Genomic DNA, 19,843 nt, shown 5'->3' on the forward strand with positions numbered 1-19,843 from the left:
CTCGGCGCACCCACCCCGGCCAGCGGCTTCATCGACATCGACATGCGCACCATCGTGCGGGATTCCGGTCTCGGCCAACGCCGCTGCGAACGGGCCATTGCCCTGCTGAAAGAAACCGGATTCATGCGAGTGAAGCAGCCCCGGCAACAGAACGAGGAAGGCGCATTTTTCGGCTGCCGGGCCATCCGCATTGTCACGGAAGCCCTTTTTGAAGCTTTGGGACTTGGCCCGATGCTGCACCGGGAACGGGCACGGGCCTCGGAGCGCCTGCGCCGCAAAGCCCAGAAGATGAACAAAAAGCTGTCTGACTTGATGACCCGCTTGCGGGGTTCCTTCAAATCGCCATCGAAACACGGTTTTCGGCTGCCCTTTGCCCGAACCGACGAAAGCCGGGAACAACGCACTCTCGCCTGGAATCGAAAATGGGGAGAACTGGTGCTCCGGGGCGTACCCCCTGAGGAGGCCCAGCGACAAACCAATGAGATTTTGGGCTATTCTTTGAGCTACAGCCCCGGCCAGGAATACCGCCGCCGCTGACGGGCGGTTACAAGAAAACGGCTCCGTGGCCTGCGCAACAACAGGCTATTTTGCGGCCAATACCTCAAAATCCAGTGTGCCTCGCTCCTCGCCGTTTACAAGCAGCGTAACGGAGTGCGTGCCGGGGTAGTGTTTCCGTGTGCTTACTTCCGCAAAAGAATGGCTTTTGGTGTACGACTTCTTTCCATTTTTCGGTAAGGAAATCTCGGAGATCTGGAATATCTTGCGGTTTCGTTTGCCGTTCGCCTTCATATAATCAATGCCGTATTCCAGCCGCACCCTGGCGACCTTTTTTGTCTCAATGGTAAAGGAAAAGCTTATGGCCTCGCCAATGGGAACAGATGCGGCACGCAGCGCAAAGCCGTCAACGTGCACAGAGTTGGCATCCGCAAAGCCAAAGATATTCAGCACGTTTCTGTCACCCTTTTTAAGAAGCGTCCTGCACCCATGCTTTACAATCCAGTCGGTGTGTGCATTTTTGCCGTACCAGTCTCTTGTGATTTTTGCGATCAACTCAGGATGCGTTTTGGAAATATCGTTAAGGTTATTGGCCACGCTTTTACGGACATACAGCGACGGATCGCTTTTCAGTCGCTCCAAAATGGCAAGAACCGGCAACGGATCTTTTTTGAAGCTGACGAGCGCCTGCCCCCACGGCAGCGCCGGGCGGCACCCCTCACTGGCAAGCCGCCGGACATGCTCATTGTCGTGCCCGGCCCAGGCAGCCATCTGCGCCATCATACGCGCTTCATGCTTTATGATGAACGGCCTCACGGCAAACTCGGCAGTTGAGTATGCGGTATATCGTTCGAGCGCGGCCATCGACACATCCCAATGAGCCGCGTCCTGCCCGTGGACTTCAACAAAATCCGGGAAGCACAGGAGCGTAAAGTCGGCAAAACCAGCGGGATACCCCGCAATGACTTTATCAAGGATCGCCAGGGCCTGTTCATAATCGCGCGGCAAATGCCTGCCCAGATGGATGGTGATTTGCCGCATGCGGGCTTTCAGTTCCAAGCTATCCCATGTTTCATCCATAATATCGGCGACAAAATCATCAACCGGAAACGGAGAGTATGCGGCACTGATACGCAGAGCCAGATCGTGAAGCGACTCGTAAGTAAACCTGTTTTTCAGCGGTTCCGGCATACGTTTCCTTTTTCAAGAGCTGTGCACGCACATTGCTCTCGAAATATGTGTCGCAAGGTCTGGCCTTAGGTGTCGCGCATAAATCCCCAAAAGGCAAAAATGAAGAAAGGCAACAATCAAACAGGTTGCCTTTCCAGGGGTAAACTTACAACGCCGACCCATACTCTTTAGCTTTCTTCAACAACGCGGGATTCTTGGCGGCTTCGCCCGCATCGTTGGCAGAGCCGTACAGCGCCCCGGCAAAGGCCGCTCCCAGGTAAGAGCAGGTATCCTGTATGGAGCGGATGGCATTGATGCCGCCGGAGTCATAGGGATCTTCGCCTTCATGCGCGAGCACCAGTCCTATCTTTTTACGGCTGAAACAGTTCGTTCCGTCAGGAAACTCTTTTCCGCCCAGGGCATAACAGCGGTCAATGAACTGCTTGATCTGCCCGCAAAGGTTGAACCAGTATACGGGTGACGTGAATACGAGCACATCGGCTTCTTCCAGTATGGGGTAAAACTGGCCCATGTCATCTTTGAGAATACATCGGCCATCCTTCGTTTTCCGGCAGCCCATGCAGGCCCGGCACGGCCCGATGTTCAGCTTGGCGATGTCCGTTATTGTCACTTCATGCCCGGTTTCCCGTGCGGCTTCCGCCGCTCTTTCCGCAAGCCACGAGGAATTGCTGCTTTTCCGCCAACTGCTGGTTATGAACAGTACCTTGGCCATACATCGCCTCCGTTTTGGTGATCATAATGGCCGAGATTACCGGCCCTGCCTTTAAAGTCAACCGGCGGCCTGCTCCTCCCGAACGGCTTTTCATCATTCTTTGTGGGTAATAAACTTGTGAAATTTCAACTGTCCGTCATCCATGACCCCGCATTCCACCCAGCCGAGATGACGGTAAAAGCCGGGAGCGCGTATCCCCGGCTCAGATCCGGTGGCCAGCCAGGCTTCTTTCACCCCTTGTTTGGCAAGCTCGGATTCGACCACTTCCATAATGGCGCGGCCTATGCCTTTGCCTTCATAATCTGGATGCACAAACAGCGCGAACAAGTAGCCTTCGGATACTTGCGCCATGGCAAAGCCGACGATCCGGCCATCGGCCACGGCCACCGGCACAATGTAGTCGCCGCCCGTAATCATGTCGGCCACCGACTGCGGGGTGATGTCCAGTTCCGCAAGTTCTTCGAGACTCATGTGGTTCTCTTTGACCGCGCAGCGCACGGTAAAGATGTCGGAAACGTCCACTTCTGTGGCGGGTCGTATATCTACTGTATTTTTCATAATTATTCAGCGGTAAGGCTGTACCGCGCTTCAACCGTGTGCTTTGCTCCTTCGGGAGCCAGCACGCTGCTGAACAGCGTGAATGCGTTTACTGGGAACGGCGTTTGGGCCGCAATGGACTGCCGCGCCGTAAGTTCCCGCAAGGCCTTTCGGTCAGCGTTCTTCATTCTGCCCAAAGTGATATGCGGCGAAAAACGCCCTTGCGGAAGCCGCAGATCAGCCCGTGCCGCAAGCGTGGCGTCAATCTGTTCTTTCAACGCGAGCAATTCTTGTGACGCCTCTATCCCGGCCCAGAGAATCGCCTGCGGCCTTCTATCGAAAAATCCAAGCTGGCTCAGGCATAAAGAAAAGCTCTTTGTCTGAACTTCTTCAAGCGCTGCCCGGATTCTTTCCGCTTGCGCCACCGGCACCTCGCCAATGAAGCGCAAGGTCAGATGCAAATTTTCCGGTGCAGTCCAGCGTATCCCGGACAATCCCTTTTGCAACGCCGTAAGGGCTTCCCGAACGGCATCAGGCAATTCCACAGCCACAAAAAGGCGCTGCATTTTCTCTGGAGTGTGGTCTTCGGAATTCATTGTGCCGCCTATATAAAATCCCTTGAAATCTGTTGCAAGGGTTTGCAGGAATATGAACGGTTTTCAACCGAACATAAAACATCTTACAATATCTTAAAACATGCTGAAATCACAGCGTATATCCGAAAAACTTTCAACATCGCGTGATATACTGCAATCACTTCGGAGGACAGGACAAGGTAGGTAGGCCCACCTTTTGGGTGTTCCCCTCCCGTCCTGCCCTGCGGGGCTGACTTATTCGCGTTCCGCTCAACGTAAAACCCAAGAGGTTTGACCCCATGAAAACAAGACTTCTGGCACTGGCGGTCGCCTTGTTCGTTCCGTTTGGAGAGGCTGTTGCGGAGGAGCCGCCTTCCGCCCTGGTCAAGGCCATCGCCCGGCAGGAATCCGGCCTGAATCCCCTGGCCGTTAATGTGGCAGGCAAGTCGCACTATCCGGCCACACGGGAAGAAGCGGAAAATCTGATCCGCGAAGCCCTGACTGCCGGAAAGAGCTTTGATGTAGGCAAAATGCAAATCAATAACTGGTGGATGAAGCGGTTTTCCATTGATCCGTTTTCCTTGCTCGATCCCGACGTGAACGAAGCCTGGGGAAAGCGGATACTGGCGGAAGAAATCGCCAGGCATGGCTTGAACTGGCAAGCCGTGGGCAAATACCATTCGCCCGACCCGGAGCGCGGCAGGCAATATGCCTGGCTCGTCTACCGGCACTATGCAGGCCAGAGAGCCTCCAATAAAAAGGAGGCTCCACATGCCCAGCAAAAAACACGTCCTCAAAATCTACCTGACATCGGCGGAGTTTGGCGAAATCCGAGCATCAGCCGACCGGGCCGGATTGTCACTTTCGACCTTCAGTAAGAAAGTCTGCTTGGGGTTCAGCGTGCCCAGCCTGGAGCATCACGAGGCCCGGCTGGAGCTTCGCCGCCTGAAAGGCGACCTGGGCCGCTTGGGCGGACTGATCAAGCAGGCACTGGCCAACGGAGCCGACCGGCACATCGTCCACAAATTGCTGCATGAACTGGACGCCCGGCAACGGGACGTGCAGGCCGCAGCCGAGCGCATACGATGATCAGCAAGCGCGTATTTATCGAGGCGAAAAACGACAATTACGCCCGCCTTGCCGAGTATATTGCCGCCGCCGGGCCATCCGGCGAGAAATGCCTGATGAACTGGTGCGCAGGCATGCTGGGCGGCGAGGACTACGCGGAAGGCATTGCGGAAGCCCTGGACGTGCAGGCGCGAAATACCCGCGCTGCGTCAAAGACGTACCATCTGGTGATCAGCTTCCGCCCGGAAGACGAGGCCAAGCTGACGCCGGAAGTCTTCAAGACCATTGAAGAGCGGTTTGCCTCCGCTCTCGGCTATACCGACCATCAGCGCCATTGCGGCGTTCACAAAAACACGGGCAACCTGCACATGCACGTTGCCTACAACATGATCCACCCGGAAAAATACACCTGCCACAAGGAATTCCGGGATTTCTGGATACGCGACAAGGTATGCCGGGCCATAGAACGTGAATTCGGCCTGACGGTTGATAACGGCATTGAACACACATCTTCAGATCGACAGCGCGGCAACGACAAAGCGCAGCTTGTGGAAGCCCACACCGGCCAGCAATCATTCGATTCCTACGCCAAGGAGCACCGGGAAGCGATACTCCGCGCCCTGGAGGCCGCAACGTCCTGGCAGGATCTGCACACGGCCCTGGCCGGACATGGTATGGAGATAAAAAAGCACGGCAATGGCCTGGTCATCAAAGACCGGCACAGCAAAAAAACCAGCCACTCTATAAAGGCCAGCGGCCTGGACAGGGGTTTGTCCATGAAGAGGCTGGAGGCTCAGTTCGGTTCCTACCAGCCGTCACAGGCTATGGAGCATGTCCAGGAGCGGACACGCTATGCCGCTGCTCCCTTGCACCGTTCTCCGGAGCGCGGCCAGCTCTTTGCCGAATACCAGACAGGCATTGCAGTGCGAAAAACCAGACTGCAAACCGTCAAAGAGCAGGAAGACGCCACGCTCGCCGCTATCCGTGCCGAATGGGCGGACAAGCGCCGGGAGTTGGAGCGGAAAAACATTGCCAAGAAAAATCTGCGAAGACTCATTCAACTTACCCGCAAGCACGAAGCCGAAGCCATTGCCAGGGCAAAACAGTCTTTCCAGGAGCCCCGCAATAACGTGCGTCAGGAAATCCCGTTCAAATCCTGGAACGGCTTCTTGCAGCACAAAGCGGAGCAGGGAAACGAGATTGCGCTGGCCGTGCTTCGTTCTCGGCGCGATCTTGTTGAGCCGGAAATCATCGCACAGGCCAAGGACTGGTCAGCGCACGGGAATAGTTCAGTAAAAATAGATTACCTACAAAAGGAACGCGCCGTGCTGGAGCATGAGGGATTGGCGGCAAAAGCCAAGCGCCGGTTGCAGGCCATTTTACGAATGGAGCAAGTCGCCTCGGCCAGCGGCAAAAGCAGTGTCTCTTCCCGCGTGGACAAAAACGGAGCCGTCATCTTTGCCTTGCCTTCGGGCGGCGCTATCCGGGACAGCGGCAACAGGTTGTCCTTTTCGGCAAACAATAAAGAGGCGGAGACCTTGGCTCTGCAATATGCGCGGAAAAAATGGGGAAAAGAATTATATCTGGAGGGGAACGAAATCACCCGCATGCCTGCTGTTGAGCGCAAACGAGGAATGGAACGGTAAAACGTCAGCGAGGTTTGCGGTACATCAGGCGGCGTCTCGTTTTTCTCTGCACTGAGGCGCATTCAGGCATCGCAGGATCAGGTACTCTGTTCACAAGCTCAGCCGCGAGTTCATGCGGGGAGAACAATTTTAGAAGGCTGACGGGATCTACAGAACCGGCTTGCGGCAATCCCCTTGTCACCTCTGCGGCTTGAAGATAACGCGGGCCGGTTCCGGTTAGAACCCATTGCGGGTTTATCCCCTTGCGCAGGAGGAGCGTCAGCAACCACTCAGCCGGAATGGACTTACGTTTTTTGGCATCGGAAATAGATGATTGGCGGATGCCTAAAAATGCCGCCAGTTCAACTTGACATAGGTCGTCAAATTCGGACGCCAACCTATGCAGCCATGGCCAGTTGCTCCTCTTGAAGTTTACGAGCAAAGGCCACTGGTGAAAGATAGCCGAGCGCCGCTTGTCGACGTTGTCTGTTGTAAAACATTTCAATGTATTCCGTGACATCGTCGGGCAAAGGTGTCCACAGTTATGCGGACACATGAAGGGTTATTCACAAAGATTTTCGAGAGAGATAAAGACGGCAATGGCGTTTTCCATTGCCACTGCGGCGGAGGATAAGGCTTTGAGTTCAGGGCACGGCTTTTTGCCTTTGCATGCTCGTACGCGGCTTTCGCAAAGCATGAAGGCCAACCGGATTGTCTTTGCGGCGGTGTGTTTGAATTCTTGGGAAGAAACTGTAACTGTTTTCTCCATGGCAACCCCATTTGGTTCCTGTTGTTAAAATGTTTTGGTTAAAAATTTACGATTCGGCCATGCTAAAATATCTTGTTACTTATTGATTTATATTTGTTTTCCCATTTAGGGGTGTGAAAAAAAAGCGAACTTCGCGGCTCGCTTGTTAAGTAGTTAAACCCTGAACTGCCCCTTGCCATCTTTGTTACAAGGGGCAGCTTCCGTCTGCCGCAGAACCGTTTATTTGGCGCGTCCAGCCAATACCGCTTTGAGTGTTTCCCCGGCGGTTGCGGCTTCGCCTTTCCCAACCCGTTTTTCCAGGACGCTGACAAAATCTTTCATCTGCCCTTCGGTCAGCCCCATATTCATGGCTCCGCCCATGTGAAAGCGAAGCTGGCCTGCTGTTCCGCTCATGGCGGCGAGAGCGGATATGGTGGAAAGCTCCCGGCTCTGCCAATCAAGGTTGTCTCGGTAGAAAATGTCTGCAAACAGATGTTCTTTCAAAAAGCTGTCTATGGCCGGAGCAAAAAGTTGGTAGCCGCTCGGCGGGGGGATGGTCGGGCGTCCGCCGATCTTGGCGCGAGTTTCCGCACCATATTGATCCCGGTTGAAATTCGCGGGCATGGGCGTTGCTTCTTTGCCAAGCTCGTCTTTAATCCCCTTCTTCTCACGCTCGTCTATTACAGCCATGAGGGTGTTGATGCCGTTCAGGCTGCGCGGAAATCCTGTATAGGCGTAAAGCTGAATAAGAACTTCCTTGACCTCGTTCACCGTCAGTCCGGCATCGAGCCCTTCGTTAAGAGAGGTTTTGAGTTTTTCAAGGTCGCCATTGGCGGTGAAGGCCGAAATGGTGACAAGAGCTTTTTGTTTGTCATTCAATGTGTTGGCGTTCACGGTCTGCGCCTCCGAAATGGCTGTGAATCCCAAAAGCAACACCAGGGCACCCGCCAGGGTTACGATTTTTTTCCGCATATCTTCTCCCGCTTACCGTTTGCTGTATTGTTCGTCTGTGACTTCTTCCATCCATTCCACCTTCTTGCCGTCTTTGAAGGGGGTTATGGCAATGTGCGTCATGGCGCTGGTTGGTGAAGCGCCGTGCCAGTGTTTAACCCCTGCCGGACATTCAACCACATCGCCCTTGTTGATGACTTCCACTTTACCGTCCGCAGTACCGGTAAGCCCTGATCCTTCGATAACAATCAGACGCTGCCCTGCGGGGTGAGTATGCCAGAAGGAACGGGCTTCAGGCTGGAAGATGACTGTGGACATCGCAAAATTGGCGTCCGGCGTGGCGGGAAGAATGGAGATATGACTCACATCTCCGGTGAAAGTTTTGTTGGATGCCTTGTTTTCCGGCTTGGAGCCAGCTTTCACCACTGCCTGCTCTCCTGCCGCCTGCTGCGACGAGGCTTCGCCAACGAATGCACCCATGGTAAAAAATACTCCCAAAGCCAGAAGTAGCGCCGTCATTTTCATAAATATCTCCCTGGTGATGTTGTTTTCGTAATGTCCATATGGCCAGCCTTGTCTGCGTATGCCCACTGTAGGGCCTCTAAACCCGGAACTGAATATCCGTTTCTGCCGAAATGCTGCCTATTTCTCTCGGAGGTCTTTTCATAAAAAGCGATAGATGCTAAAAATAGCTAAATTGTAAATGGATAATCCTGCCAAATGATGAAAATCGGCAGCACTTATCAGAGAGGTTCGCAATATGAATGTTCCCGCAACCGGCGTTGACCGGATAAACGAACAGCTCAAAGAACAGGTTCTTCGCTGGACGCCTGAAACCGGACGGCTCCAGACAGCCATTGACGGCTTTATGGTGGTGAGGCGGGCTCAGAATAATGAAGTGGTCAATATTTTCGATATCCCGCTTATCGGACTGACTGTGCAGGGTTTCAAGCATTCGGTCATTGGCAGTCAAAGCTACCAATACGGTGAGGGGCATTGCCTGATAACAGGCATCGACATGCCGACTTCAAGCCGTATTCTGCCTGTTTCCCCAGATTCACCCGGCGAACACTTTCTAGCCGTGGCATTGCATTTGGACAGGGAATTGATCGCGCAACTGGCCGCTGAAACGCCGCCTGTGCAGAGATACAGCGGCCCGCACAAAGTGGTTGCCGTGGCAGAGGCAGATCCAAAGGTGGTTGCCGCCTTTTTGCGGCTGATCAACCTTCTTGATGAGCCGGAAGAAATTCCGGTAATGGCCCCGCTGTTCATACGCGAAATTCATCATCGGCTTTTGGCAGGTCCGCAGGGTGAATGGCTACGCACAGTCTGCACCAACGGCACCCGGACAAACCAGATCGCCCGCGCTATCACCTGGCTGCGCGAGAACTACAAAGAACCATTACGGGTTGATGTACTGGCGCAAATGGTCAACATGGCTACGTCCACTTTCCATAGGCATTTTAAAGAGGTCACTGACCGGAGCCCATTGCAGTTTCAGAAGCAACTGCGTCTTTATGAAGCTAAACGGTTGATGCTGTTCGACAGCCACGATGTCAACAATGCCGCCTATGCCGTGGGGTATGAAAGCTCCACGCAGTTCATCCGCGAATACAAGCGGGAATTCGGAGCGCCGCCTCGCCGCGATACATCACGCCTACGTCCGCAGATGGAGGCCGAAGCCTTACAGGCATAACCAGCCTGACCAACAAAAAAGGGTTGCCACCGGGCAACCCTTTTTTGTTGGTCACTGTAGTCTGTCAGAGAATTTTGCCAAGCCAGGCATCAAGTTGCCTGCCAACCGCCTCTTTACGCTCCTCCTGGTAGGCCCGCCCGTCCGGCTCTTCCCCTCGACCATTATCATAGGTGCCGCGAAAGCCGATGCTTTCCATGACACGGGCATTTTTCGCCCGGTTGCGCAGATCGCCGTCAAACCGCCTTCCGTCACCCGCATATGTGTAAAACCCGGCAACCGTCTTTCCCTGGAAATCAATATCGCGCAAAAAGGTCATTACAGGCGTTGCCGCCGTGTACCACCAGATGGGGCTCCCGATGATCACCACATCGTATCGGCTTATGTCCGGGAATTCCCCTTTGAGTTCAGGCAGGTTGCCGGTTTCCAGTTCTTCCTTGGGAATATCCGCAGCAGCCGGACGTTCTCGCGTATATGTTTTGACGGTTTCAATTTTATATATGTCACCGCCTGTTTTAGCCTGGATCATCCTGGCCACAGCTTCCGTATTGCCGGACTTGGAATAAAAAACCACCAGCACCTTTGGCTTTCCGGCTTCAGCGGCCAACACTTTACCGGGCACCATTCCAGGCACAGTGACGCAGCCCAAAAGCAGCAGGCCGTATAAGAGTAATTTCATGCTTGTGTCCTCCCTGTTTTTATGCGGGCCTACTTATCCATCAGCTCAAAGGTGACATTTATGTCGCCGGTTCGCCTGAATATTTCTACTCCGTCGATACGGCCAATTTTCTGCAAGCTGCTGATCCGCTCGCCGTTCTGCTCGTACATGATCACAAAGCTGTGCCGTGGCGTCCAATACACAATGTCGCCTACTTCGTAACCGCTGGTACCTGCTTCGTTTGCAGGCAGCGCATCCGGGAAGCGGTAGCACATTTCACGCGAGTACAGATCCATCATCGGTATCGTGAGCGGGAATTTGGCGACCAAAGCTCTGGTAGTCGCGTTGTTCAGGAATGTTGCGGTCAGCACATGCTCGCCGGCGGTAACTTTGACCTTGATTTCGCGGGCTTCGGCAGCGTTTGCGCTGAATGGAAGTACAGCCATGAACGCTATTGCGAGTAGAATTGCTTTGAACATTGTAATCTCCTTATGCTGCCGCCTCAGAAACGACAGCCGGTATTGTTTCTGTTTGCCCTACAGTTGACGGCCAGGTCGGCTGGCAGCCAGGGGTATGGCTGTATCCACAAGTTTCCCAGCCAGACGCATAACGAGGTGCGTTATGAATGCATACAGTGCCATGATGGAAAAGGCGCTGGCATAGAACAAAACGGCTGGACGTTCCATATCCCAATAATCAAACCCGAATCCAAGGAACAGCTTGGCTCCCATTTCCCGATCAAACGAGGCCCAGATGCCGAAAGCAAGAACCGTAAACGCAAGGATTCGCAAGGCGGTGAGTGTCACGGGATGCAAAAGTGCGTTCCCTGTCATCTTGCGCACAAATCCGCTGATCATGCTCCAGTGCATTCCAGTATGAATGCCTATAATCACCAGCCCCCAGTAAGCAGCAAGGGTGTGCCATTCGCGGTACTGCATTCCGCCTTTCAGTTCCAGGAAGGAAAGAACAAAACGGGAGTTCATCATGCCGCCTGCGGCCAGGAGCAACATCAAGCCAAGCAGTGAAAGGTTCACCGCAGTATTCACAAGGCGGCGGAGGGTATATTTTCCTTTAAAAAGATTCGTATACCAGCGGCGGTTGATCCAGGTAAGCACGGCGAACAGGGTAAACAGCGCCATGCCCAACCATTCGTGAGTTTTTTCTTCCGTGAGCCGGAAGCCCAGGCTGGCCAGGAACAAAACGAGCATGGCCAGATCAATGCCCAGCTTGACGGCTATGGAAAGCGATTTTCGGCGTATCATGCCGACTCCTTATTGCTCCGCCGGCGCGATACGCACCTGGATGGAACGGCCAAGGCTGAACAGCGGCTGGATGTCGGAAGTCATAGCGCCGAGCACCACTACCCCGTCCACACTCGCGCCGGTTTCTTCTTTTTCAATGAAAATGACGAAATCCTGTCCGGGTATCCAATAAGCCAACTCGCCGTTGCGATACCCTTTTTGTACCTGTTCCCGGCTGTATTGCAGGGGTGATATGTCTCCGCAATAATCCCGGTTGCCGCGATTCAGTGACACCGTGAGCGGAAGTTTCGCTATGAGATCTTTGGCAGCGGCATTGTCGTAAAGAACAGCGGAGTAGGTGCTACCTTCAATGGTCAGAGCTATTTTCGTGCTCTTTTCTTGAGAATCGCCTTGCTGGGCAAACGCCGTCAAACACATGAGCAGGATTATTGCCATGGCGAATAGGCTTATTTTTATAGTGTGCATGAAAAACTCCTCATTTCTCTTTTTTGAAAATTACCTGAAATCAGAAAACTCCTATTGGTGCTTACAGCATAGGCATTCAGCCGCCATGTTTGAAGATACGATCCTGCCTCTATACTGCCTGATTCTCTCACCTGTTTATCATTATGCGATAAGCAACTAAGCCTGAACAAAGCACAGTCATGGTACTCACGCCGTAAATCATGCTGACGCTTGATATCCCTGCAATGAGTCCAAGCGCAGGCCCGGAAATGCCCAGCGCCAGATCCAGAAAAGCCGTATATGCGCCCATGGCCACGCCGCGTTGTTCCGGCGCGGCTGCCTGTACGGCTTCTACTCCCAGGCCGGGGTACACCAGGGAATAGCCAAGGCCGGTCAACGCCGCCCCGATGAAGGCAAGAAGAGAGTCGGGCGCGAGCCAGATGCAGGCTTGCCCGGACGCCTCAATGATAAGGCAGGTCAACGCCACCTTGGCCCCGCCTATCTTGTCCGGCAGATGCCCGAAACAGACACGGCCAAGCATGAAAAATATGCTGAGCAGCGAAAAGGCCAGCCAGGCTTGATCCCACCCATGCTGTGCGAATAACAACACAATAAAGGTCGTAATGGCTCCAAACCCCACGCTGCTGAAGGCTAGGCCCACTCCCGGCACCCACACGGCACGGAGTACGCTGTTCAGTGAAGCCCGCGTTTTGGCAATCGGCAACGCGGCAGGCAGAGGCGCAATAAACACCATGGCAAGAAGCGGGAGCGCAAAGGTAGCCAGCGATATGGCCTGAAAGCCGATGGAGGAAAACAACATGGTGCCAAGGGGAGCGCCCACCGCATAGGCAATATACATGGCCGTTCCCACCCAGGAGAGAACCATGCCTGTGTTGTTTGCTCCGGCCCGGATGATGCCCCAGGTTGAAGCCCCGGTGATGATGAAACTTTCTCCCGCACCGAGAACGGCTCTGCCGAATAAAAGAACGGTCATGGAAAGGTACGGACTGCGCATAAAAAACAGTGAGAGGTAATACAAACCTCCTGCCAGCGCGGCCAGGACAAGCCCCAGCATCATAGAGCGTTTCGCGCCTTTCGTGTCGGCGTAGACACCGGCCCAGAAGCGGGAAAGAAAAGACGCGCCGAACTGAGCGCCCGCTACCAGCCCTACATAGAGGGTCGGCAGGCCAAGGTCTTCATGGACGTGCAGCGGGATAACCGGCATGGCCAGACCAATGACCAGAAAGGATACCAGAATTGTCCCGACAAGTGGCCCCAGAGCCGAAAACAATGGGTGTGGGTGTGACGTATGTATTGCTGTAGGAGTTGCCATGAAAGCGCCTTTACCGCCTGCAAAGGTGGATTTTGCTGATAGACAAAGGCCGGAACAAAAGACGGGGCGAAGTGCCCGCCGCTTGTTCCGGCCTTTAGGGGTTACAGATGTTTGCCGTAAAAGTCCGTGAGCTTGTCCACAACGCCCGGCACATACTGCTCTTTGTCGTAGAGGTCGATGTGGGTTGCGCCTTTGATGATGAAGAGTTCACGGGGTTCCCGCGCCATATTGTAAGCGTCCTGGCTCAAATACAGAGTATCCGCCGCGCTGCCAGCTATGAGCAGGAGCGGACGGGGCGAGATCCAATCCACATGGTCGAACGCGGTGTACTCAAACATTTTGTCAAAGCTGGTAAACCGGTAGCGGTTCGTGGAACGGGGATGGGCTCCGCGCTCCGTGCGGTAATACTCATAGCCCTCGCGCCAGAGAGAGTTCGGAGCTGCGCTTGCCGGAATTTCGTCTGGAGAGTTGACCACATAGCCGATGTATCGCACATCGCCACCGGCAGCCTAAATGGTGCGCTGCCTGCCGACTTCTTCCAGAACCTTGTTCCGGCTTTCATCGGTCATGGTGCCGCCGATACCTTCCCGGCGAGTGCGCCCGGAATCAACGGCGCTGATGGTGGCAACCGCCTTAATGCGGGCCTCGGTCTGCGCGGCGTGTACGGTGTAGCCGCCTCCAGCGCAGATGCCCAGAGCGCCTACGGATTTCACGGCTGGATGGTTGGAAAGAAAATCAGTGGCGCTGCGAATGTCTTCCACGCGGGTAGCGGGATCTTCAATGAAGCGGGGCTCGCCTCCGCTTTCGCCCTGATAGGAAGCATCATAAGCCAGGGTGATAAAGCCTTTTTGCGCAAGGCGCTCCGCATACAGGCCCGCCGTTTGTTCCTTTACCCCGCCACCAGGATGGGTAATGACAATGGCCGCGTATTTCTTGGAAGAATCATAGTCAGCCGGAGTGAAAAGGTTGCCGACTACGGTTATTGCTTTGTTGGGAAAAGTTACCTTTTGGACGTGGACGCCCTTTCCCAAGGCCAGGGGCGTGGAAGTTGTTTCAAATTTTTGGGATGAGGCCCAGGCGGAAGCGGCCACCCAACACATGCCGATAAGGGCAAACACGGAAGCAACTGCGAAATTCTTGATCATACCAGCTCCTTTTTTACTGCCGCCTGCTCTCATTTGCAGGCGGCAGCACTTTTTTGATGAGCTCAATATGTCGATTTCACAGGCTTATGGTAAGATACGATCCTGCTTGAAAGCTGCCTGATCCTGTCGGAAGAGCTTCGTTTCAGTTCATGCCTTGCATTCCGGCCAGCCGGTGCAGCCCCAGAAGTCATAACCGCCCTTGCCGTCTTTGCCGGGCTTTTTCACCCGGCGCACCATAGGCTTGCCGCATTTTGGGCAGCCCTTGCCCGTGGCCTTGGCAAAGGCCTCGAGTTCCTGCTCCAGGCGGGCATGGGCTTCGCCGACCACGGCGCGATAGTCGGCCTTGCCTGCCGCAATATCGTCCAAGGCCTGCTCCATCGTGCGGGTGAACTCGTAGTCAACAAAGCTGAAATTGCCGTGCAGGGAATCGACCACCATGACACCCACGGGCGTAGGAACCAGGAAGCGTTTCTCGGTTTTGACATAACCTCGGCTCATAATGGTATCCAGGATGGCGGCATAAGTGGACGGACGGCCAATGCCGCGCTTTTCCAGCTCTCGGATCAGACTGGCTTCCGTGAAACGGGCGGCGGGCTTGGTCTTTTTCGTCAGCACAATGCCGGACAAAGCTGTGGGGCGGGTTCCCGGCTTCATGGCCGGTACGGGGTTTTCCGGATCTGCTGAATCGTCAGTATCTTCAGTGGCCGCATCACCAGCAGTCAGAACTTTCCAGCCCTGTGAGAGCAATGTTTTGCCCTTTGCTTCAAAGAGCGCCTGTTTGCCGTCCATTGCAATGCGCAAAACCAGGCTGCAAACCGTCAAGGAACAGGAATACGCCATGCTCGCCGCCATCACAGAATGGGCAGCCAAGCGCCGGGAACTGGAGCGCAAAAACATCGCAAAGAAGAATCTGCGAAGACTCATTCAACTTGCCCGCAAGCACGAAGCCGAAGCCATTGCAAAGGCAAAACAATCTTTTCAGGAGCCGAGCAACAATGTGCTCCAGGAAGTCCCGTTCACGTCCTGGAACAGTTTTTTGCAGCACAAGGCGGAACAGGGAAACGAGATCGCGCTGGTCGTGCTTCGTTCCCGGCGCGATCTTGTTGAGCCGGAAATCATCGCACAGGCCAAGGACTGGTCAGTGCACGGGAATAGTTCAGTAAAAATAGATTACCTACAAAAGGAACGCGCCGTGCTGGAACATGAGGGCTTGGCGGCAAAAGCCAAGCGCCGTTTGCAGGCCATTTTACGAATGGAACAAGTTGTCTCGGTCAGCGGCAAAAGCAGTGTCACTTCCCGCGTGGACAAAAACGGAGCCGTCATCTTTGCCTTGCCTTCGGGCGGCGCTATCCGGGACAGCGGCAACAGGCTGTCCTTTTCGGCAAACAATAAAGAGGCGGAGACCTTGGCTCTGCAATATGCGCGGAAAAGTGGGGTAAAGGAATCCACCTTGAGGGGAATGAAATCATTTGTAATCCCTCAGTTGAGCGCAAAAAAGGAATGGAACGGTAGCAGCACTTCCAGCATCAGGGTATTTTGTGTTGAACTGGAAAATGTTCTTTCCTGATTCGTTTGATATCGCGGTGTGGTGGCTCTCCGAACATGCGTTTGTATTCGCGACTGAATTGCTGGATGTTTTCATATCCTACTGCGCGGCCGGCGTTGTTGGCGTCCATTCCTTCCGCCAGCATCAGGCGCTGGGCCTCATAGAGCCGCAGATATTTCTGGTATTGGATGGGGCTGACCGAGGTGACCTTTTTAAACTGGCGGTGAAAAGTCGAGGTCGCCATGCTCACCCGGTCCGCCAGTTCCTCCACCCGGAGCGGCTGCACGTAATTTTCCCGCAGCCAGGTCACGGCCGCGGCCACCTGGTTGCTGTGCGAGCCGACGGTGTAAATTTTCCGGAGCGAGGCTCCCTGCGGACTCATGAGCACCCGTGTAATGATTTCGCGAATGAGCAGGGGCGCGCGCAAGGCCAGATGCTGGGGGTGTTCGAGGAGTTCCACCAGCCGGGTGAAGGCGTCCAGAACGCCCTGGTTGACCTGGGCGATGGAAACGCCGAGCGGATCCACGAACCCGGGAATCGGCGGAATCTGCGCGGAAAGCTCCGTTGCGACCGCACGGTCGATTTCCAGGGAAACCGCGAGCAAAGGCCGTTCCGGGGTGGCGTCGAGAATTCTGCTGGTGCTCGGCATGTCCACGCCGTTGACCAGGCTGTCCATGGCGCCGTAGCGGAACACTTCGTTGCCGATGAGCGATTCCTTCTTCCCCTGCACGATCAGGCCGATGGCCGGCGCGTAGAAACAGACGTCCGTCCTGCTGGTGTCGTTCCACCGGGTCAGCGACAATCCCTGGACCTGCGTCTGGACTTTGCCGTCCTCGCTGGTCATGCGGGATACCGCTTCCGTAAGGCGTTCGCCGAGAATGGCGACGTTGTCTTCTGCCCACTGGACGTTCGTAGTCTGTTCCATCTTGTGCTCCAGTTTTATTTGCATAATCCTGCCCTAATTTGAGCAAAAGGGGAATGCGGTGGCAGGAATATGCAAAAATAAGATAAAATTGGATATTCGTTATTGCGCTCCGGATGGATATTTTACCACATAACCTCCCTTCCTCCGCCTGCCGCATGTGCCGCGGGGAAAGTCCATCCAAAGGAGCATATAATGAAAAAGAATCTCTCAAGACGCACATTCCTGAAAGGAGGAGCTACCGCGGTCGGAGCCATCGCTGCCGCCGGCGTGCTGCTCAAAGCGGATCCTGTTTTCGCGGCCGTGCATGGGAACAATAACGCAGCCCCGGCTTCAGGCAAGGCCAAGGTGTTTTTTACCAAAGACCTCAGCGCGGAGAGCCTGCAAAAAATGTATCGCCAGGTCAGCGGGCCTTTGACAGGCAAGGTGGCCGTCAAGTTGCATACGGGCGAGCCTCACGGACCGAATATTGTGCCGGTTTCCTGGGTCAAGGAGTTGCTGCCGGAAATACCTGACGGAACGGTCGTCGAAACGAACGTTTTCTACGACAGCCCGCGCAAAACAACCGAAGGTCACCGGGAAACTCTGCGAACGAACGGCTGGGACTTTTGCACGGTGGACATACTGGACGCGGACGGCGACGTGAACCTTCCCATTAACGGCGGCAAATGGTTCAAGGAAGTCGCCATGGGCAGGAATATTCTGAACTACAACTCCATGCTGGTGCTCACCCACTTCAAGGGGCACACCATGGGAGGATTCGGCGGGTCCATGAAGAACATCGCCATCGGCTGCGCGTCCGGAAAAGTCGGGAAAAAGCAACTCCACCAGCAAGGTAATAACATGTGGGGATTCTCCGGAGAGCGCTTTATGGAACACATGGCTGAATCCGCCAAAGCGATAATAGACCACTTTGGCCCGCGCATTGTTTACATCAACGTACTGCGCAACATGTCGGTTGACTGCGACTGCGCGGGAACTGACGCCGCGCCCGTGGTCACCCCGGACCTCGGCATTCTCGCCTCTACCGACCTCTTGGCTATAGACCAGGCTTCCGTCGACCTGGTGTACGCCCTTCCGGAAGCAGAGCGACACGCTCTGGTGGAGCGCATTGAATCCCGTAGTGGCTTGAGGCAGCTCACCTATATGAAGGAGTTGGGCATGGGCAGCTCCGAGTATGATCTTATAACACTATGAAGGATTTCAGTTATGACTCGTAATTTCCTGTTTATGGTTTCATTCATACTGCTGCTGGCTGCACTGGCGAGCCCCGCGGTGGCAAACCAGGAGCCATCAATGTCCAACCAACCGAAGACCACTTCCGCATCAGGCAACCGTGTTCTGGTCGCCTATTTTTCCTGCTCCGGAAACACAGAGCGGGTCGCCGGGCTGATAGCGGAGCAAACCGGCGCCACGCTCTACAAAATTACGCCTGAAACGCCCTATACGTCCGCCGACCTGGACTACCGGAACTCTTCCTCGCGTTCGTCCAGGGAGCAGAACGACGCTTCCGCCCGTCCCGCGCTTTCCGGCTCGGTGCAGGGCATGCAAAACTATGACGTCATCTTCATCGGCTACCCCACCTGGTGGGGCCAGGCGCCCAAAGTCATCCTGACTTTCCTCGAAAGCCACGACCTGGGCGGTAAAACCGTCGTGCCGTTCACGACCTCGCACAGCAGCCCGCTCGGTTCCAGCGACACCAACCTGCACAGGTTCGCTCCTTCTGCGAACTGGAAACCGGGTATACGCTTCTCCGGGCAGGCGTCGCGCGAAGCAGTCAACGAATGGCTACAGGGTCTGCGGCTGACCGCGAACAGAGCCCGCGGCACGAGCAACTTCGACTTGAACAACAGAACGGTTCTGCTCAACAGCGGCCATGCCATGCCCATCGTGGGCCTGGGTACTTACAGCCTGCAGGGCGGCGTCTGCGCGCGGTCGGTTTCAGAACACCTGAAAGCCGGCGGCCGCCTGATCGACACGGCGTTCATATACCACAACGAGGCGAGCGTCGGGCAGGGTGTCAGGGAATCCGGCGTGCCGCGGGAAGAAGTTTTTGTCACTACGAAGCTATATCCGAGTCAATACGCCAACGCGGACGCGGCCATCGACGAAGCGCTGCAAAAACTGGATCTGGGATACATCGACCTCCTGCTGCTCCACCATCCGGGCGAGCATGACGTGGCTGCCTACAAGGCGATGGAACGGGCCGTGCGGGACGGCAAGGTCCGTTCCATTGGCCTGTCCTGCTACTACGTCGCGGAGCTGGACAAATTCCTGCCGCAAGTTTCCATCACCCCGGCCCTGGTGCAAAACGAGATACACCCCTATTACCAGGACAACGACGTGACCCCGTACATCCAGAGCAAGGGAATCGTTGTGCAGGGCTGGTATCCGCTGGGCGGCAGGGGGTACAACAAGGAACTGCTCAATGACCCGACGCTGGCAGGGATCGCCCGGGTGCACGGCAAATCCCTGGTCCAGGTCATTCTCCGCTGGAACCTGCAAAAGAGCGTGGCCGTCATCCCCGGCTCGAGCAATCCCACCCATATCAGGGAGAATCTGGGCATCTTCGATTTCACGCTTTCGGAAAAGGACATGGCCGCAATCAACGCTCTCGACCGGAACGAAAAACACGACTGGTACTAAGATAACCTTGGAACATGCGGCCCCGCCCTTACGCTCTGCTATGTTCAACCATTCTTGATTGAAATGAATTTTTTCCGCCGGGTCTGGCAGGAACATACAAAAATTGGATAATTCCGTATCTATAAAGGGCCGCTCCGGCGGCCTATATCTATCCGGACATTATGAAACTGCCCGCAAGGGAAAAATCGCAAGGAGATTACCATGAACATAGACTTTACCGGGCAGGTGGCGCTGGTCACCGGAGCCGGATCAGGAATCGGCCGCACGACGTCCATCGCGTTTGCCAGGGCGG

General features: G+C 55.0%; 26 protein-coding genes. 9 read left to right on the plus strand and 17 right to left on the minus strand.

Annotation, left to right across the window (positions count from 1 at the left end; translation table 11 throughout):
- On the plus strand, positions 1-537 hold a 537-nt coding region (locus V6C07_RS00525), incomplete at its 5' end, for a hypothetical protein (RefSeq protein WP_333534397.1).
- A 45-nt stretch (positions 538-582) separates the two neighbouring features.
- Here V6C07_RS00525 and V6C07_RS00530 read toward each other — a convergent pair.
- The 4 genes from V6C07_RS00530 to thpR all read right to left on the minus strand — a co-directional run bounded on the left by V6C07_RS00530 (position 583) and on the right by thpR (position 3,531).
- The gene (locus V6C07_RS00530; RefSeq protein ID WP_333534398.1) at positions 583-1,686 is read right to left on the minus strand and encodes a DNA alkylation repair protein; all 1,104 of its coding nucleotides are present in this window, start codon (positions 1,684-1,686) and stop codon (positions 583-585) included.
- Between the two features lie 145 nt (positions 1,687-1,831).
- Positions 1,832-2,398 (minus strand): flavodoxin family protein, encoded by a 567-nt coding sequence (locus V6C07_RS00535; protein WP_333534399.1) that lies wholly within the window; start codon positions 2,396-2,398, stop codon positions 1,832-1,834.
- 93 nt (positions 2,399-2,491) lie between these two features.
- Positions 2,492-2,956: a GNAT family N-acetyltransferase gene (locus V6C07_RS00540; protein ID WP_333534400.1), complete on the minus strand. Its 465-nt coding sequence runs from the start codon at positions 2,954-2,956 to the stop codon at positions 2,492-2,494.
- Between the two features lie 2 nt (positions 2,957-2,958).
- The gene (gene thpR / locus V6C07_RS00545; RefSeq protein ID WP_333534402.1) at positions 2,959-3,531 is read right to left on the minus strand and encodes an RNA 2',3'-cyclic phosphodiesterase; all 573 of its coding nucleotides are present in this window, start codon (positions 3,529-3,531) and stop codon (positions 2,959-2,961) included.
- Positions 3,532-3,809: 278 nt separating this feature from the next.
- Here thpR and V6C07_RS00550 point away from each other — a divergent pair, with 278 nt between their 5' ends.
- The 3 genes from V6C07_RS00550 to traI are packed head-to-tail and all read left to right on the plus strand — an operon-like array spanning position 3,810 to position 6,224.
- Positions 3,810-4,388, plus strand: coding sequence for a lytic transglycosylase domain-containing protein (locus V6C07_RS00550; protein ID WP_333534403.1), 579 nt, complete (start codon positions 3,810-3,812; stop codon positions 4,386-4,388).
- Positions 4,282-4,599: a plasmid mobilization protein gene (locus tag V6C07_RS13345; RefSeq protein ID WP_442886170.1), complete on the plus strand. Its 318-nt coding sequence runs from the start codon at positions 4,282-4,284 to the stop codon at positions 4,597-4,599. Before V6C07_RS00550 ends, V6C07_RS13345 begins: the two co-directional genes overlap by 107 nt.
- Entirely contained in the window at positions 4,596-6,224 is a 1,629-nt protein-coding gene (traI, locus tag V6C07_RS00560; RefSeq protein WP_333534406.1) for a TraI/MobA(P) family conjugative relaxase, read from the plus strand. The genes V6C07_RS13345 and traI overlap by 4 nt, the downstream gene beginning before the upstream one ends.
- 4 nt (positions 6,225-6,228) lie before the next feature.
- On the opposite strand, the gene V6C07_RS00565 is transcribed toward traI, so the two are convergent.
- Both V6C07_RS00565 and V6C07_RS13350 read right to left on the minus strand, forming a co-directional pair.
- A complete protein-coding gene (locus tag V6C07_RS00565) occupies positions 6,229-6,600 on the minus strand; it encodes a helix-turn-helix domain-containing protein (protein ID WP_333534408.1) in 372 nt (123 codons plus the stop codon).
- A 1-nt stretch (position 6,601) separates the two neighbouring features.
- A complete protein-coding gene (locus tag V6C07_RS13350; protein ID WP_442886169.1) occupies positions 6,602-6,733 on the minus strand; it encodes an IS3 family transposase in 132 nt (43 codons plus the stop codon).
- A 24-nt stretch (positions 6,734-6,757) separates the two neighbouring features.
- Here V6C07_RS13350 and V6C07_RS00570 point away from each other — a divergent pair, with 24 nt between their 5' ends.
- Positions 6,758-7,000, plus strand: a complete 243-nt coding sequence (locus tag V6C07_RS00570) for a hypothetical protein (protein WP_333534409.1) — start codon at positions 6,758-6,760, stop codon at positions 6,998-7,000.
- A 191-nt stretch (positions 7,001-7,191) separates the two neighbouring features.
- On the opposite strand, the gene V6C07_RS00575 is transcribed toward V6C07_RS00570, so the two are convergent.
- Positions 7,192-7,923 carry a carboxymuconolactone decarboxylase family protein gene (locus V6C07_RS00575; RefSeq protein WP_333534410.1) on the minus strand — a complete coding sequence of 244 codons (732 nt, stop codon included), beginning with the start codon at positions 7,921-7,923 and terminating at the stop codon, positions 7,192-7,194.
- Between the two features lie 12 nt (positions 7,924-7,935).
- The gene (locus V6C07_RS00580; RefSeq protein WP_333534411.1) at positions 7,936-8,427 is read right to left on the minus strand and encodes a (R)-mandelonitrile lyase; all 492 of its coding nucleotides are present in this window, start codon (positions 8,425-8,427) and stop codon (positions 7,936-7,938) included.
- A gap of 235 nt (positions 8,428-8,662) precedes the next feature.
- Here V6C07_RS00580 and V6C07_RS00585 point away from each other — a divergent pair, with 235 nt between their 5' ends.
- Positions 8,663-9,598, plus strand: a complete 936-nt coding sequence (locus V6C07_RS00585; RefSeq protein WP_333534413.1) for an AraC family transcriptional regulator — start codon at positions 8,663-8,665, stop codon at positions 9,596-9,598.
- A gap of 64 nt (positions 9,599-9,662) precedes the next feature.
- Here V6C07_RS00585 and V6C07_RS00590 read toward each other — a convergent pair whose 3' ends face one another.
- The 8 genes from V6C07_RS00590 to V6C07_RS00625 form a co-directional block, all read right to left on the minus strand.
- Positions 9,663-10,274: a flavodoxin gene (locus V6C07_RS00590; protein ID WP_333534414.1), complete on the minus strand. Its 612-nt coding sequence runs from the start codon at positions 10,272-10,274 to the stop codon at positions 9,663-9,665.
- A gap of 29 nt (positions 10,275-10,303) precedes the next feature.
- Entirely contained in the window at positions 10,304-10,732 is a 429-nt protein-coding gene (locus tag V6C07_RS00595; RefSeq protein WP_333534415.1) for a cyclophilin-like fold protein, read from the minus strand.
- A 57-nt stretch (positions 10,733-10,789) separates the two neighbouring features.
- On the minus strand, positions 10,790-11,515 hold the full coding sequence (locus tag V6C07_RS00600) for a DUF4405 domain-containing protein (RefSeq protein ID WP_333534416.1): 726 nt from the start codon (positions 11,513-11,515) through the stop codon (positions 10,790-10,792).
- A gap of 9 nt (positions 11,516-11,524) precedes the next feature.
- Positions 11,525-11,980, minus strand: a complete 456-nt coding sequence (locus V6C07_RS00605; protein ID WP_333534417.1) for a cyclophilin-like fold protein — start codon at positions 11,978-11,980, stop codon at positions 11,525-11,527.
- A 127-nt stretch (positions 11,981-12,107) separates the two neighbouring features.
- The gene (locus V6C07_RS00610) at positions 12,108-13,292 is read right to left on the minus strand and encodes an arabinose transporter (protein ID WP_333534418.1); all 1,185 of its coding nucleotides are present in this window, start codon (positions 13,290-13,292) and stop codon (positions 12,108-12,110) included.
- A 101-nt stretch (positions 13,293-13,393) separates the two neighbouring features.
- Entirely contained in the window at positions 13,394-13,786 is a 393-nt protein-coding gene (locus V6C07_RS00615) for an alpha/beta hydrolase (RefSeq protein ID WP_333534420.1), read from the minus strand.
- Positions 13,787-13,801: 15 nt separating this feature from the next.
- Complete coding sequence (locus V6C07_RS00620; protein ID WP_333534422.1) at positions 13,802-14,437, minus strand: alpha/beta hydrolase; 636 nt, start codon at positions 14,435-14,437, stop codon at positions 13,802-13,804.
- 147 nt (positions 14,438-14,584) lie between these two features.
- On the minus strand, positions 14,585-15,277 hold the full coding sequence (locus V6C07_RS00625) for a DNA topoisomerase (RefSeq protein WP_333534423.1): 693 nt from the start codon (positions 15,275-15,277) through the stop codon (positions 14,585-14,587).
- Between V6C07_RS00625 and V6C07_RS00630 the strand changes: the two genes are divergently transcribed.
- The gene (locus V6C07_RS00630) at positions 15,276-16,004 is read left to right on the plus strand and encodes a hypothetical protein (protein WP_333534424.1); all 729 of its coding nucleotides are present in this window, start codon (positions 15,276-15,278) and stop codon (positions 16,002-16,004) included. The genes V6C07_RS00625 and V6C07_RS00630 overlap by 2 nt on opposite strands.
- On the opposite strand, the gene V6C07_RS00635 is transcribed toward V6C07_RS00630, so the two are convergent.
- Positions 15,964-16,908: an AraC family transcriptional regulator gene (locus tag V6C07_RS00635; protein WP_333534425.1), complete on the minus strand. Its 945-nt coding sequence runs from the start codon at positions 16,906-16,908 to the stop codon at positions 15,964-15,966. The two genes, V6C07_RS00630 and V6C07_RS00635, sit on opposite strands and share 41 nt — an antisense overlap.
- A gap of 192 nt (positions 16,909-17,100) precedes the next feature.
- On the opposite strand from V6C07_RS00635, the gene V6C07_RS00640 reads away from it, so the two are divergent.
- Together V6C07_RS00640 and V6C07_RS00645 are read left to right on the plus strand one after the other, a co-directional pair.
- Positions 17,101-18,102 carry a DUF362 domain-containing protein gene (locus V6C07_RS00640; protein ID WP_333534427.1) on the plus strand — a complete coding sequence of 334 codons (1,002 nt, stop codon included), beginning with the start codon at positions 17,101-17,103 and terminating at the stop codon, positions 18,100-18,102.
- Between the two features lie 12 nt (positions 18,103-18,114).
- Positions 18,115-19,551, plus strand: a complete 1,437-nt coding sequence (locus tag V6C07_RS00645; RefSeq protein ID WP_333534429.1) for a flavodoxin — start codon at positions 18,115-18,117, stop codon at positions 19,549-19,551.
- Positions 19,552-19,843 lie beyond the last annotated feature (292 nt).

It is taken from the genome of Desulfovibrio sp. 1214_IL3152 (assembly GCF_036763055.1).
In the GTDB taxonomy this organism is placed as follows: Bacteria; Desulfobacterota; Desulfovibrionia; order Desulfovibrionales; family Desulfovibrionaceae; genus Desulfovibrio.